Source organism: Bacillus cabrialesii, assembly GCF_004124315.2.
In the GTDB taxonomy this organism is placed as follows: Bacteria; Bacillota; Bacilli; order Bacillales; family Bacillaceae; genus Bacillus; species Bacillus cabrialesii.
On the sequence record NZ_CP096889.1, the window covers coordinates 2,241,617 to 2,254,402 of the forward strand.

Annotated in this window: 15 protein-coding genes and 1 other RNA gene; 4 read left to right on the plus strand and 12 right to left on the minus strand. The window is 43.4% G+C overall.

Annotated elements, in window-relative coordinates:
* Positions 1-152 precede the first annotated feature (152 nt).
* Positions 153-980: a 5-dehydro-4-deoxy-D-glucuronate isomerase gene (kduI, locus tag EFK13_RS11210; protein ID WP_129505370.1), complete on the plus strand. Its 828-nt coding sequence runs from the start codon at positions 153-155 to the stop codon at positions 978-980.
* Position 981: 1 nt separating this feature from the next.
* Positions 982-1,746 carry a 2-dehydro-3-deoxy-D-gluconate 5-dehydrogenase KduD gene (gene kduD, locus EFK13_RS11215; protein WP_129505369.1) on the plus strand — a complete coding sequence of 255 codons (765 nt, stop codon included), beginning with the start codon at positions 982-984 and terminating at the stop codon, positions 1,744-1,746.
* A 42-nt stretch (positions 1,747-1,788) separates the two neighbouring features.
* On the opposite strand, the gene EFK13_RS11220 is transcribed toward kduD, so the two are convergent.
* Together EFK13_RS11220 and EFK13_RS11225 are read right to left on the minus strand one after the other, a co-directional pair.
* Positions 1,789-3,714 (minus strand): ATP-dependent DNA helicase, encoded by a 1,926-nt coding sequence (locus tag EFK13_RS11220; protein ID WP_129505368.1) that lies wholly within the window; start codon positions 3,712-3,714, stop codon positions 1,789-1,791.
* A gap of 102 nt (positions 3,715-3,816) precedes the next feature.
* Positions 3,817-4,008, minus strand: coding sequence for a hypothetical protein (locus tag EFK13_RS11225; protein ID WP_129505525.1), 192 nt, complete (start codon positions 4,006-4,008; stop codon positions 3,817-3,819).
* Positions 4,009-4,169: 161 nt separating this feature from the next.
* Here EFK13_RS11225 and EFK13_RS11230 point away from each other — a divergent pair, with 161 nt between their 5' ends.
* Complete coding sequence (locus EFK13_RS11230) at positions 4,170-4,322, plus strand: YpzG family protein (protein WP_010327933.1); 153 nt, start codon at positions 4,170-4,172, stop codon at positions 4,320-4,322.
* Between the two features lie 52 nt (positions 4,323-4,374).
* Here the strand turns inward: EFK13_RS11230 and EFK13_RS11235 are convergent, their stop codons facing one another.
* The 9 genes from EFK13_RS11235 to EFK13_RS11275 all read right to left on the minus strand — a co-directional run bounded on the left by EFK13_RS11235 (position 4,375) and on the right by EFK13_RS11275 (position 11,750).
* The gene (locus tag EFK13_RS11235) at positions 4,375-5,532 is read right to left on the minus strand and encodes a THUMP domain-containing class I SAM-dependent RNA methyltransferase (RefSeq protein ID WP_129505367.1); all 1,158 of its coding nucleotides are present in this window, start codon (positions 5,530-5,532) and stop codon (positions 4,375-4,377) included.
* Positions 5,533-5,632: 100 nt separating this feature from the next.
* Positions 5,633-6,015: RNase P RNA component class B (rnpB, locus tag EFK13_RS11240), an RNA gene on the minus strand.
* A gap of 65 nt (positions 6,016-6,080) precedes the next feature.
* Positions 6,081-6,377 (minus strand): cell division regulator GpsB, encoded by a 297-nt coding sequence (gene gpsB / locus EFK13_RS11245; RefSeq protein ID WP_003225629.1) that lies wholly within the window; start codon positions 6,375-6,377, stop codon positions 6,081-6,083.
* 75 nt (positions 6,378-6,452) lie between these two features.
* Positions 6,453-6,998 (minus strand): SLOG family protein, encoded by a 546-nt coding sequence (locus EFK13_RS11250; protein WP_129505366.1) that lies wholly within the window; start codon positions 6,996-6,998, stop codon positions 6,453-6,455.
* An 88-nt stretch (positions 6,999-7,086) separates the two neighbouring features.
* The gene (gene cotD, locus EFK13_RS11255; protein ID WP_129505365.1) at positions 7,087-7,311 is read right to left on the minus strand and encodes a spore coat protein CotD; all 225 of its coding nucleotides are present in this window, start codon (positions 7,309-7,311) and stop codon (positions 7,087-7,089) included.
* An 83-nt stretch (positions 7,312-7,394) separates the two neighbouring features.
* Positions 7,395-7,523, minus strand: a complete 129-nt coding sequence (locus EFK13_RS11260) for a hypothetical protein (protein ID WP_129505364.1) — start codon at positions 7,521-7,523, stop codon at positions 7,395-7,397.
* A 99-nt stretch (positions 7,524-7,622) separates the two neighbouring features.
* A complete protein-coding gene (locus tag EFK13_RS11265) occupies positions 7,623-8,876 on the minus strand; it encodes a ribonuclease H-like domain-containing protein (RefSeq protein ID WP_129505363.1) in 1,254 nt (417 codons plus the stop codon).
* Between the two features lie 15 nt (positions 8,877-8,891).
* Entirely contained in the window at positions 8,892-11,141 is a 2,250-nt protein-coding gene (mrfA, locus tag EFK13_RS11270) for an ATP-dependent helicase MrfA (protein WP_129505362.1), read from the minus strand.
* 102 nt (positions 11,142-11,243) lie between these two features.
* A complete protein-coding gene (locus EFK13_RS11275) occupies positions 11,244-11,750 on the minus strand; it encodes a PTS sugar transporter subunit IIA (protein ID WP_129505361.1) in 507 nt (168 codons plus the stop codon).
* A gap of 137 nt (positions 11,751-11,887) precedes the next feature.
* On the opposite strand from EFK13_RS11275, the gene EFK13_RS11280 reads away from it, so the two are divergent.
* On the plus strand, positions 11,888-12,307 hold the full coding sequence (locus EFK13_RS11280; protein WP_129505360.1) for an Hsp20/alpha crystallin family protein: 420 nt from the start codon (positions 11,888-11,890) through the stop codon (positions 12,305-12,307).
* A 20-nt stretch (positions 12,308-12,327) separates the two neighbouring features.
* Here the strand turns inward: EFK13_RS11280 and EFK13_RS11285 are convergent, their stop codons facing one another.
* Positions 12,328-12,696, minus strand: coding sequence for a YppG family protein (locus EFK13_RS11285; RefSeq protein WP_129505359.1), 369 nt, complete (start codon positions 12,694-12,696; stop codon positions 12,328-12,330).
* Positions 12,697-12,786: the final 90 nt, after the last annotated feature.

Sequence of the window (12,786 nt, forward strand, 5' to 3'; positions counted from 1 at the left end):
TTTAAAATTTGGAAAGGGTTTTTTTAATAATGTGCTTATTCACAATTTTTTCCGTTGACTCTTTTCACTATTTATCCTAAAATTTTCTTTGAAACCGTTACCAAAATATTTTCATTCAAGTGATGCCGAAATCCTAACAAGGGGGAAATATAATGGAAAATCGTTATTCTGTACACCCTGAACAAGCCAAACGCTTTACAACCGAGGAGCTTCGCAGTCATTTCTTAATGGATTCTTTATTTACGGAAAATAAACTCACGATGTATTACTCACATGAAGACCGGGTTGTCATCGGCGGTGCCGCTCCCGGGCAAAGTGAACTGAAACTTGATGCCGGGGATTTCCTTAAAACAGATTTTTTCCTCGAACGGCGTGAAATCGGAATTATTAATGTAGGCCAGCCTGGCGCGGTCAGGGTTGGCGATGACGAATATGTACTTGAAACAAAGGATTTTCTCTATATCGGAATGGGCAATCAGGATGTAGCATTTACAAGCCTGAACGGAGAAAAAGCTAAGTTTTATTTCATCTCCGCTTGTGCCCATCAAAGCTACCCGACACAAAAAGCCGCTTTGTCTGAACTGACACCGGACCGCCTTGGCGATGAGGCAGCATCTAATGTCAGAAGCCTATACAAAGTCATTCATCAAGATGGCATCAAAAGCTGTCAGCTTATGATGGGAATTACAATGTTAGATCAAAACAACAACTGGAACACCATGCCGGCACACGTTCATGACCGCCGGATGGAGGCTTATCTTTACCTTGATCTTGAGAAGGATTCGAAGGTGTTTCACTTCATGGGCCAGCCGGACGAAACACGCCACCTTGTTGTCGGAAATGAGCAAGCTGTCCTTTCACCTGCCTGGTCTATTCACTCCGGCGCAGGAACATCAAACTACAGCTTTGTATGGGCGATGGCTGGAGAAAACTACACATTTACGGACATGGATGTCGTTCCGTTGGATGGGCTGAAGTAAGATGAGTTATCTACATGAGGCCTTTTCATTAGAAGGAAAAACAGCGCTGGTGACAGGCCCTGGAACAGGGATAGGCCAAGGAATTGCCAAAGCGCTGGCCGGGGCTGGCGCTGATATTATCGGCACATCGCATACAAGCAGTCTGTCTGAAACACAGCAGCTTGTGGAACAGGAAGGCCGGGCATTTACGTCTTTTACATTGGACTTGAGCAAGCCGGAAATGATAAAGGATGCTGCAGCTGAGCTGTTCGAAAACAGGCAGATTGATATCCTTGTCAATAATGCCGGCATTATTCACCGGGAAAAAGCAGAGCATTTCCCAGAAGAAAATTGGCAGCACGTACTGAATGTCAATCTAAACAGCTTGTTTATTCTGACACAGCTGGCAGGCAGACAGATGTTGAAAAGAGGTTATGGAAAGATTATTAATATCGCCTCCCTCCTGTCTTTTCAAGGCGGGATCCTCGTTCCGGCTTACACCGCGAGCAAACACGCTGTTGCCGGTTTGACAAAATCATTTGCAAATGAGTGGGCAGCGTCCGGTGTTCAGGTCAACGCAATTGCCCCGGGCTATATTTCTACGGCGAATACAAAGCCTATTCGGGATGATGAAAAGCGAAATGAAGACATATTAAAGAGAATTCCTGCCGGCCGCTGGGGCAAAGCGGATGATATTGGCGGGACTGCAGTCTTTTTAGCATCACGTGCTTCAGATTATGTAAACGGACATATTTTAGCAGTTGATGGCGGCTGGCTATCCCGCTGACAAATAAAAAAGCTGACGAACTTGATCGTCAGCTTTTTTCCATTACATCATTTGAGGTTCAACAGGCAAGACCTTTTTGACTTCATCAATGATGCGTGCATTTTCTCCGCCAGCGTAAATGTGAATTGAGCCGCTGTCTTGATTCGAACGAATCAGACGCCCGATGCCCTGCCGTACGCGCAATAACATATATGGCAGATCCACTTCTTCAAACGGATCTTTTTTCGCCCCGTTGCGTTTTGCTGTAAATACAGGATCATGAGGCGGGAACGGCAGAGACCAAATGGTAACATTCTTCAATGCGTCACCAGGAATATCGAGTCCTTCCCATAAGTGAACCGAACAAAGTACTGTTTCCTCTTCCTCTTGGAATTTCTCCACTAAGCTGCTGATTTCTTCATCACCTTCAAAATAAATCGGATACGGCAGCTCCCAGGCCGCCGACAGCTGTTTAAACTCGTTTAGTTCCTCAAAAGAAGGGAAAAGCACCAGCGTTCTGCCTTTATAACGCTTGATTGTTTCAATTGTTTCAGCTGTTTTTTGTTCAGCTGTCATCTCTGTTTTTGCATATAGATTAACGGTCATCTGCTCGTCATAATCATAAGGAGAATCAACGGTTAATGACAAATAATCACGAATCCCGAGACTGTCGGCAATATAAGCAAACGAACCGCCTTCTGACAGCGTAGCAGAAGAGAAGATATAAGGAATTTTCTTAGAGAACACTTTTTCGCCAAGCACTTCCGCCACTGTTCTCGGCATCACAACAAAGGTTGATTCCGTTTCCTTTTGCTCCAGCCAGCTGATCGCATCCTTTTGATACAGAGATAATGAATACGCCATTTGTTCTACATATTCTTCCACAACTGACAGCTCGTACTGATCAATCGTGTACATCTCAGACTCGAATACAAGCGCTTCACCGATTTTATCAAGTAAACGGCAAAGCTCGTCCGCCGCCTTTTTGACACGCTGGTCATTTTTTATTTCTAAACGATGTGAACCGGCTACTTCTTTTGATTCTTCAGAAAGAACATAGAAAAATTCGTCGTTTGCAGCAAGCGCGTCTTCAATCAGTTCTGCAAACTCTTCTCTAATGTCATTTTGCAGCAAACGTTCTAAAAACAATTCAAGAGTGGACTGCTTCACTCTGTAGGTTAGCGCTTTTTGCGCGGCAAACTCTAACAAATGTCCTTCGTCAAATACAACCGCGCTATGATCAGGCAAGAGCGGCAGTTGGCCCTCTCGTTTGCGTGATTCTTCCGTCCACACATGCTCCATATAAAAATCATGGGAACAAATGATCAGGTCCGTTGACTTGCGGTAGTAATCTCTGGAAAGCGTCAAACCGCATCTGTGTCTCATATCACAAGTCAGACAATCCTGAAACGAATCGTAGCTTACGTCAGACCATTCTTCATTCGATAGATTTGCGTACTGCTTGCGGTCGCCATACGGATAAAAGCGCTGCATCGCCTGTGATTCATGGACAAACGACGGTAACGATTCATAAAGATCCAGCCATTTATCATCATCAGACCGCTGCATTGTTTTTTCAAGCTTCTTCAAGCATAAATATTGCTCATGTGACTTCGACAGCCTTGTATCTATTTTCAGATCCAAATGCTCAGCGAGCTTTGAAATATCGCCCTCTTTTTTCACTAGCTGTTCGATTAATGTTTCATCAGCACAAGCGATAATGGCGGGTTTACCGACATATCTTGCATAGCTGATCGCGAAAAGAAGATAAACGAGCGTTTTCCCTGTTCCCACTCCTGCTTCGGCAAACATGACTTTTTTCTCTTTAAACGCCCGCTCCAGCTGAAAAGCCATAAATACTTGTTCATCCCGAAGATCAAACCCTTTTTCGGGAAGGATATCGTAAAACACGTCACCAATCCAATTATTCAATTCTTCATAAAAATTCTTTGTTTTCGTTAAAGAAAAAGGCAAACGTGATGTTGTCACCTAGTTTCAACCCCCAACTATTCGACATTCAGACCACCAATAATATCATTTCCCGCTGATGAATACAATAAAAAAACTTGGCAATGCCAAGTTTTTTGCAGCTTACTTTCGATTGATCACATGCGACGATAAAAAAGGATGGTCTGTTGAATAAATATGTTCCACCGCTTTTTCTAAATCATTTTGCGCATGCGACATCACAGACGGAGACGAATCAGCCCCGAGCTCCTTCAGCTCGCTTGCTGTTGCGTCAAGCGCCCTTTGAATCAGATTAAAATGTTCGCTGTTCAGCATGAGATCACCTCTGATGGAAATAATCATCATTGTATGCGAACTTTTCATTATATATACATGCTTTCCGCATGTTTTCACCGAAACATGTACAAACTACATTTGATATTCCTAACCGGATTATCCGTCTTATCAACAATATTCTATCAGGGAGTGATGTTGACATGAGTTATAGAAATCGATTAGATCAGCATTCTGAACTGTTTCATCACAATTGGACACGGCCTAAACGTTCTAAGTCTCAAGTAAACGGTCACACTGAAATGTCCCAAACCAACATTATATTGAGAAGCAACGCGAAAGCGCACCGTTGGTAACGATAGAATATGGCTGAAAGATGAAAGAAGACGCATGCATAGCGTCTTCTTTTTATGCGTTTTCTGTATTCTTGCGCTGCGGTCTAACTTTAGACCAGTATTGATAATAATCCGTTTTAATAAATCCGTTAAAGAGCTTTCGTTTCTTCGTCGCTTTTCTGCCGTATGCTTCCTCAAAATTCTCATTTGATGTCAGCATATACACAGACCAAGTATCAAGCGGTTCAAACGCCTGTCCCATTTCTTTATACATCTGCTCAACGGCTTTTTTCTCGCCGAGTCGCTCTCCGTAAGGCGGGTTGCCGACAATCACGCCAAACTCCAAATTTGTCGTGAAGTCTTTGACCTGCATCTGCTTAAATTGGATTAAATCCCCCAAGCCCGCTTCTTCTGCATTTTCTTTTGCGATTTGAACCATGCGGTGGTCTATATCGCTTGCGAAAATCGTAAGCGGCTGGTCATAGTTTGCCTTTTCTTCGACTTCAAGCCGCGCTTTATCCCACAGCTCTTTGCCGATCCATTCCCAATTCTCTGAGACAAAATCGCGGTTAAATCCCGGAGCGATGTTTTGCCCGATCAGCGCGGCTTCAATCGCGATTGTTCCGGAACCGCAAAAAGGATCGACAAATGGACGGTCTGGGGTCCAATTGGTTAATTGCACTAAAGCGGCAGCAAGTGTTTCTTTAATTGGCGCGCCGCCCTGATCGATACGATATCCGCGTTTGTGAAGGCCTGTCCCTGACGAATCCAGCATAATAACGGCCTGATCTTTCAATAAAGAAATCTCCACCTTATACTCGGCACCTGTTTCTTCAATCCAGTCATTGGCTTTGCCGGACTGGAGCTTAAGCTTTTCGACAATTGCTTTTTTGACGATTCGCTGACAGTCAGGAACGCTTGCAAGTGTTGATTTCACCGATTTCCCAATGACAGGGAACTTCCCGTTTTCGGGTATAAATGAGCGCCAGTTAATCGCTTTCGTTTTTTCAAACAGTTCATCAAACGTTTTCGCTTTAAAAGAAGCAACCTGTACCTTTATGCGGTCGGCTGTTCTAAGCCAAAGGTTTGCACGGCAAATGGCAAGCGCATCACCTTCAAAAATAACTTTTCCGTTATCAACTTTGCATTCGTACCCTAAATCTCGTACTTCCTTTGCAACAACAGCTTCAATGCCCATCGGCGCCGTTGCAATTAGTGTATACTTCGTCATCGTATCACCCTGTCTTTTAAAACTTTTCTCTTTTCAAGATAAAAGCTCTCCTTATACGGGAGAGCTTGTTTTCATCATTTTAAATGTAAGTGGTCTAACGTTCTGTAAGCCATGTTTTGTTCCGTCGTACTGCAAACGGCTCATCACCTCGTACTCGGGCGGCAATCATCTATCTACAGAAAGCATTCTGTCCTTCTCTCCGTTGAATTCCGTTAAGAAGGTTCCCCTACCAAAATTTGGGTTTCTCGCTCGAGGGGTTTACCGCGTTCCACTCTCACCATTTCTAGTGAGACTTCGTCACTGTGGCACTTTCAAGGATACTCAGCCATATCCAAAGGACGTAGGCTTTTTTCCTGCCGTCAGCCTCTAAAAGGCTGCCCTAGCTTATGACTTCGCTAGGCACGAACACTACGGGCATCTCAGCACCGTGCGAGCATGGACTTTCCTCTACAGATTCAAGATCTGCAGCGATTACCCGAACGTTAAGAACATGAATTATTATATAACAACTGATTGCAATTTACAAGCGCCATTTTTTTCAAGCGCGATCAATCATAAAGCTTGCTGCCAAAAACGTGTTTTTCTAAGTTGGACAGCCGTTTTAAAATATCAAAGTTCGTTGTGTTAGATTGCACAGGCTGTTTTTTGCTGGCTTCTTCAAGCTGTTTTTTCAGCTGCAGGTTTTCCTGCTGCAGTTCTTCGATTTCTTGATGGAAGGTTTCATAATCCTTAATAATCATATCTAAGAATTTGTCAACGTCTTCTTGCTTGTAGCCTCTAACGCCTGTTTTAAATTCTTTTTCCAAAATTTCTTTCGCAGAAAGCTTTACTTTATCAGCAAGCATCTTTTTCACCTCGTATCGTGAATCATCACATATATTTTTTCAGAAATCTGTACGGTTGTCAAATTTCTCTTATTGCTATGAGTAGTTGTCTTCCTCTACTGTCACTCTCAAGTCATCCATTGTAATAAAGTAAATGGGATAGCCATCGCGTTGGCGTCTCTTTTCAGCCGTTTCAAGCATGTACTTTGGAGATCCTTCCCTCTCAGGATCATATAAAAGCATCAGCGCGTCTGATTTGTCAATGAAGAACTGATTTTTTTGTTTAAACTGAAGCGGGCTTTCATACGGCCTGTGTGTCAGGCTTTCTTCAAAATCAGCCTGTGCAAGAACCGCTTCATATTGCTCTTTATTAGGATCTTTCCAGTTCTTTTCCTGCTCGTAAAAAGGTGTGATCACAGCTACCTTTAAGTCGGGGTATTCCTCCTGCAGATCATATGCGGCTTCAGCAGCCCACAGTTCCGCTCCAAGCTGGCCCGATATTAAAATCCATTCTAAGCCCTCATCCAGAAATCCGATTAACCGGTTTTTGATCGCTTTTTTTATGTAATAAAGCGCCTTATCATCCTGTTTGAAAATCCCGAGTTCAAATGGCTTGTATCCTGTTACCGCCAATACTTTCATTACTTCACCTGCTTTAAAAAATGGGGCTCACATTGGGCCCCATTTTGATGTGCTGTTTGTTTACACCATCAAGCTGCACGTTTCCATACTAGTCGCAGCAAGGTCTTCCTGCTTGAAAATGCTGATGCGTTGCGGGATCAACATTTGAGAAAGTGTGTGGAAAGTAGTGAACGTGCTGAAAATGCTGGTGGTTTACGTTTGTTGTATGCTGTGGGTGAATATGCGGCACGATAGTCTTCGAAAACGTATGGTGTTCACAGCAATGAGTAGGATGGACAATTGGAGCCATCATATGCGGTCTGCAGTGATGCATGATAAAATCCCCTTTCCATAAACTTTATTACAATACTAAGCTATGAAAAATGAGGGGTACATGTTCTGATGCAAAGACCTATTTTAAAAGTGTACAAGTAAGCTGTCTTTAAAGTTTGAAAACACAAAAGCAATCAAAAATACCACAACAAAGAACAAGTAAAAAACACCCTTATACATACCAACTCTCCCTTTAAAAATAACTAACGTCATTTTACAGGATTCGCCGCCATTCTACAACAAAATCAACGTGAATTCAGCAAAAAAATTCATGGCGAAACAAGTCGTCTTTTGCGCTTTCCCGGGGAATATTTAAGAGGAATATTTCCTCTTCAGCCGGGCGATTCTCACATGCAGTTTTTCTGTTTCTTTTTCTGATAAAAATGCCGCATCGCTAAGTAATTGTTCTGTTATATGCAATGCTTTCCCGAACGCTTTTTTCTTATGCTCTAAAAATTTCGCGAGCTCTATCACAGCAGCGTATCTGCACTTCTCGTTTTGGGAGCGGGACAGCTTTTCCCAAAGCGCCACTGCTTCTGCCGGCCGGTTTTGTTTTTTGTACAGGAGCGATAAATCGAGCATCGCTCTATCTTGATCCTCAAACGACTTTTCTTTAAGCGCTTCAAGCTGTTTGACCGCCTGATCCGTTTCTTTATGGGCCATAAACCATTTCGCCATTGCATAAGCTTCACTGTGCTCTTTGGGCGCATGTGATTCTGAAAGAATTTTTTTAGACATATGAATGTACAATGAAATGAGCGATAGCACATCCATTTCATTATGATGCAGGACACCTTTTAGAAGGTCAGGCTCTTGCGCCTTGATAAAATGAAAGTAAAGCATTGGCGCCAAGTAGCCCGGTGTATCTTCTTGTCTGCGGATGCCGAGCTCCTCTTTTTCTACAGTGCCAAGTGAAACACGGTCCATTTTATGTTTCCACAGGCGTCTGGCTCCATGCAAAAGGTCAAAGTGGCCGAACTCCGGAAGCTTCGGAAGTCTGTCACGGATCAAGGTGTGTCTTGTTTTCACCTGCGGCCAATCAAAGGCTTTTCCGTTGTAGGTCACAAGTGATGTAATGTCAACCTCGCTTAAAAAGCTTTGATATAAAGCGACTTCATTCCCCGGTTTGGGCAAAAGATGCTGTTTGACTGTCACTCGGTCTTCATATACTCTCGCATGGCCAAGCAAAAAAATGGCGTTGCCGGCTCCGCCTCCAAGACCGGTTGTTTCTGTATCAAAGAAAAAGAGACTGTTTTTCTTATACCCTTTTGCTGACAACGTATGCGACAGGCTGCTTTGATTCCACAGTTTGATTACTTCATCAAGTTCAGAAAAACTGTATAATCCGTGACGGTGAGAAAGCGGATATTCCACTTCTCTGATGAGGCAGTATTCATCTTCGAAGAAAAAAGGCCTCATGCCAAAAGCCTCCCACTCCTCTAGAAACGGGATGTCAGCATGTTTTTGAACAAAGTGGTTTTCTTGTTTGCCTGCTTCTATCTTATGTTCTCCTTCGTCGAGCACCATATGCTTTTTCATCCGCTGGAGTTTCCCTTTTAATGACATATCTGACCTCCCTCCTTACGACATTTGATCCAACAGCTGCAAAATTCTTTCTTTTGCTTTTATCCCTTCTATTTCGGTACCTATACAAGACGGACAGCCGTCATGACAAGGACATCGTTTAATGAGCTGTTTCGCCGCTTCTTTGATGTCCGAAAAACGTTTGTAGACTTCCTCAGCCAAACCGATACCGCCCGGATAATGATCGTATAAAAAGATCGTAGGCAATCCCGTATGGGCGGCCTTGATTTGAGAAACGACATGAACATCGTTTCTGTCACACATAATATACACAGGGACAATATGCTGCAGCACATTTGAAATGCCAAAAAGCAGCTGTTCCAGCGTCTTTTCCCCGATGTCTGCGTCTGCTGTTTTCATTTCGAGCCAAGCTGCACTTGTATGCAGTTCTTCTTCCGGCAAATGAATAGGTCCAGACCCAATATTTTCAAAAGTGGTCATTTTTATTTTTTTGAATATGGTCGGCAGGGCATTGACAGTGACGTCTCCGTAGTGCAATGACGTACGGCTTTTTTCTTTCGTTTTATCGATTTCTAATACCTTCAGCTGAACTGCCAGATTTGCATCCGTATAGTATTCGACATCAACTTTTCTGACATAAGCCTTTTTATGGTCCCAATCAAGCTTCTCTACTTGATACTGAATGCCTTCGTGCAAATAAATCGCTTCATCATGCAAAAGCGTCATCGCACTAAAACGATCCATTTCACCGATAATCCTTACATTAGCAATATCCGACTGATCAACTATGACGACATTTTCTTGTGATGCAGAACGCAAACTGATGTTTGAAGCAGGGAACGACTCACTTGCCCAATGATACCGATCGCCGTTGCGGTGAAGAACAGCCTCTTCCTGAAGATACTCAAGAATATCACTTACATCCATGGGCCCAAACTCTTCATCATCTCTAAAAGGAAGCTCATAAGCCGCACACTTTAAGTGGTCTACTAAAATAATCAAATTCTCCGGATTGATTCTTGCAGATTCCGGTGAACGGTTAAAAAAGTATTCAGGATGGCGCACAATATATTGATCGATCGGCGTTGAATTGGCGACCATGATAATCAAAGACTCACCGTGTCTTCTGCCGGCTCGTCCCGCCTGCTGCCAAGCACTTGCCACACTTCCGGGATAACCCGTCATCACGCACACTTGCAGCTGGCCGATATCAACACCAAGCTCTAAGGCATTCGTACTGACCACTCCTAAAATCTCGCCTTCTCTCAGACCTCTTTCGATTTCTCTTCGCTCTTTCGGAAGATAGCCTCCCCGATAACCTCTGATTGACTTTCTTCCAATTTCTTTTTTCACAAGCTTCTGAATATGGCTTAAAATAATTTCCACCCGGACCCTGCTTCTGGCAAAAACAATAGTCTGGACTTTGTTTTTAAGGAACTCTTTCGCCAATTCATTCACTTCTGCTGTTGCGCTCTTTCTAATATTCAGCGGTTTGTTCACAATTGGCGGATTATAAAACACGAAGTGCTTCCGTCCGCTCGGGGCACCATTGTCATCGACCAGCCGCATCGGTTTGCCTGTCAGCTGCTCCCCCAATTCCTTCGGGTTGGCAATCGTTGCGGAAGTACAAATAAATACCGGATCACTTCCATAAAACCGGCAGATCCGCTTCAGCCGCCGGATCACATTCGCCACATGGCTCCCGAACACACCTCGATACGTATGAAGCTCATCGATGACGATATACTTAAGATTCTCAAACAAACTGACCCATTTCGTATGATGCGGAAGAATGGCAGAATGCAGCATATCGGGGTTTGTAATGACAATATGACCTGCTTTTCTCACCTTTTGCCTGATTGCAGGAGACGTATCTCCGTCATATGTAAAGCTTTTAATATCAATGCCCATTTCATCAATGATTTCATTCAGCTCGCTCTTTTGATCTTGTGCCAGCGCTTTAGTCGGAAATAAATATAGCGCCCGGTTTGTTTCGTCTTGGGCGATGGACTGCAGGACTGGGAGGTTATAGCATAACGTTTTTCCCGATGCGGTTGGCGTTACGGTAACGATGCTTTCTCCATTTTGCACATAATGAAAAGCGGAGTATTGGTGGGTATATAGTTTATCAATGCCCCTTTTCGATAGGGCTGCTTTTATTCTCTCGTCTATACTTTCAGGCATCCGCCTTGTTCTTGCTTGACGAGGCTCTATTTCATGCCAATTCACAACGTTTTCATTTCCTTTTAACTCAGAAATGAGCTCAGTCAGTGATTTCTTTTTCATTCTTTACACCTCTTTGTCAAGTACAGTTTACCGAATATTTGTTTGCATGGCTAGGTGCAAATTTTATACAGTCGAACAAAAAAAGCAAGGCATACGCCCTGCTTATTTCGCTTTTATTGTGAGGAGCATTGTTTCGCCTTTGCGTGCCGCCTTTTCGCCTGCCGGCACGATAGATCCTACAGCTTCACCATTCATAATAACGATTGGGATGACTGTGCTGCTCGCTTTTTCTTTTATTAACTCCAAATCACACGTAATCAGCGGGTCACCGACCTTCACCTTGTCCCCTTCTTTAATGTGTGCAGTAAACCCTTCTCCGTTCATATTGACCGTTTCCAGCCCAACATGAATTAACAGTTCAATTCCGGAGCGTGTCCGAATGCCAACTGCGTGTTTGGTGTGGAAAATCTGAATCACTTCACCTTCAGCAGGTGAAACGATTTCACCGTTTGAGGGTTCCACCGCTATTCCTTCCCCCATCATTTTCTGTGAAAAAACAGGGTCCGGCACATCTGCCAGGTCCATTACCGTACCGTCTGCCGGAGAATAAATAACCTCTTCTGTCACTTTTTCCTGAGTTTTGCCCATTCCGAATAATTTTTTCAGCAATGTGTTTTCTCCCTTCTCATTCACTACAACCGTTATCCCTTCATTCACCACTATTTAACCACACTTTCAAATTTGCTTCAATTTATAACAACATCTGGCATAGACGCATACTCTGGTTAAAAAAGGCGGTGGCAAATGTGGCATTCTATGATGAGAAAAAGAACGAACTGCAAAAGAAAGAAGAAATCATCTCAGAGGCAATGGACCAGCTTTTTCAATCCTCAGCATTCGGCAACCTTATAAGCGGATTTCAAAACCTGATCAATTCGAGTTTAACGGATGTGCAGACGACCGTAGATCTCAGAGAAAGAGATACCGGGCTGTATGTCGATATCACCATTCCGGCGACATTTCGAGATGGCGATATCGTCGTTGATATTGCGTCCAGATATCTGCATGTAACACTTCAAGAAAAACAGAAACAGCAACATGAGGCCAGTTTTACAAGCATGACAAGAACGGTCCAGCTGCCTTATGAAGTGCGCCAAGAAGATATGGAAACATCTTGGAATGAGCAGACAATGACACTTTTCTTTCCAAAACATAAGCATGAATGATCAATTCATTCATGCTTCTATCATTTAAAAAAGCTGGTAAATCCCTTTATTAAAGATCCGACCTGATTCATCGCACTCATCACTTGACCTGTCGTATCCATCATTTTATTAAAATCAATTTGCCCGTTGGCTTTTTTGAATTGCGACATAATGCTTTGAAGTTGTGAGGGCTGCTGCTGATTAGGCCTTGGGATTGGATAAGGGTTGGAAAATACAGGCGGCTGCATAGGCATCGACTGGATCGGGACATACGGCTGATAATAATCCTGCTGCCCATAATGAGGCTGCGGGTAGTATTGCATAGGTGAAGCCTGCTGATCATATCCTTGCATTTGCTGAGGATAATAATAGCCCATTTGCCGAGGATAGCTTTGAGAACTCCTGTTCATTGCGATTCCCCCTAAACTCAACATGTTTCTCTTCTATATATGTATGAATGAAGTCTACCGTTTGTGTCACAGGTCCTGATTCGCGTTTGT

What these genes read in the sequence shown, in the direction of transcription:
- kduI (WP_129505370.1), top strand. Translation starts at nt 153, where the DNA reads ATGGAAAATCGTTATTCTGTACACCCTGAACAAGCCAAACGCTTTACA.
- kduD (WP_129505369.1), top strand. Translation starts at nt 982, where the DNA reads ATGAGTTATCTACATGAGGCCTTTTCATTAGAAGGAAAAACAGCGCTG.
- EFK13_RS11225 (WP_129505525.1), bottom strand. Translation starts at nt 4,008, where the DNA reads ATGCTGAACAGCGAACATTTTAATCTGATTCAAAGGGCGCTTGACGCA.
- EFK13_RS11230 (WP_010327933.1), top strand. Translation starts at nt 4,170, where the DNA reads ATGAGTTATAGAAATCGATTAGATCAGCATTCTGAACTGTTTCATCAC.
- EFK13_RS11235 (WP_129505367.1), bottom strand. Translation starts at nt 5,532, where the DNA reads ATGACGAAGTATACACTAATTGCAACGGCGCCGATGGGCATTGAAGCT.
- gpsB (WP_003225629.1), bottom strand. Translation starts at nt 6,377, where the DNA reads ATGCTTGCTGATAAAGTAAAGCTTTCTGCGAAAGAAATTTTGGAAAAA.
- EFK13_RS11250 (WP_129505366.1), bottom strand. Translation starts at nt 6,998, where the DNA reads ATGAAAGTATTGGCGGTAACAGGATACAAGCCATTTGAACTCGGGATT.
- cotD (WP_129505365.1), bottom strand. Translation starts at nt 7,311, where the DNA reads ATGCATCACTGCAGACCGCATATGATGGCTCCAATTGTCCATCCTACT.
- EFK13_RS11260 (WP_129505364.1), bottom strand. Translation starts at nt 7,523, where the DNA reads ATGACGTTAGTTATTTTTAAAGGGAGAGTTGGTATGTATAAGGGTGTT.
- EFK13_RS11265 (WP_129505363.1), bottom strand. Translation starts at nt 8,876, where the DNA reads ATGTCATTAAAAGGGAAACTCCAGCGGATGAAAAAGCATATGGTGCTC.
- mrfA (WP_129505362.1), bottom strand. Translation starts at nt 11,141, where the DNA reads ATGAAAAAGAAATCACTGACTGAGCTCATTTCTGAGTTAAAAGGAAAT.
- EFK13_RS11285 (WP_129505359.1), bottom strand. Translation starts at nt 12,696, where the DNA reads ATGAACAGGAGTTCTCAAAGCTATCCTCGGCAAATGGGCTATTATTAT.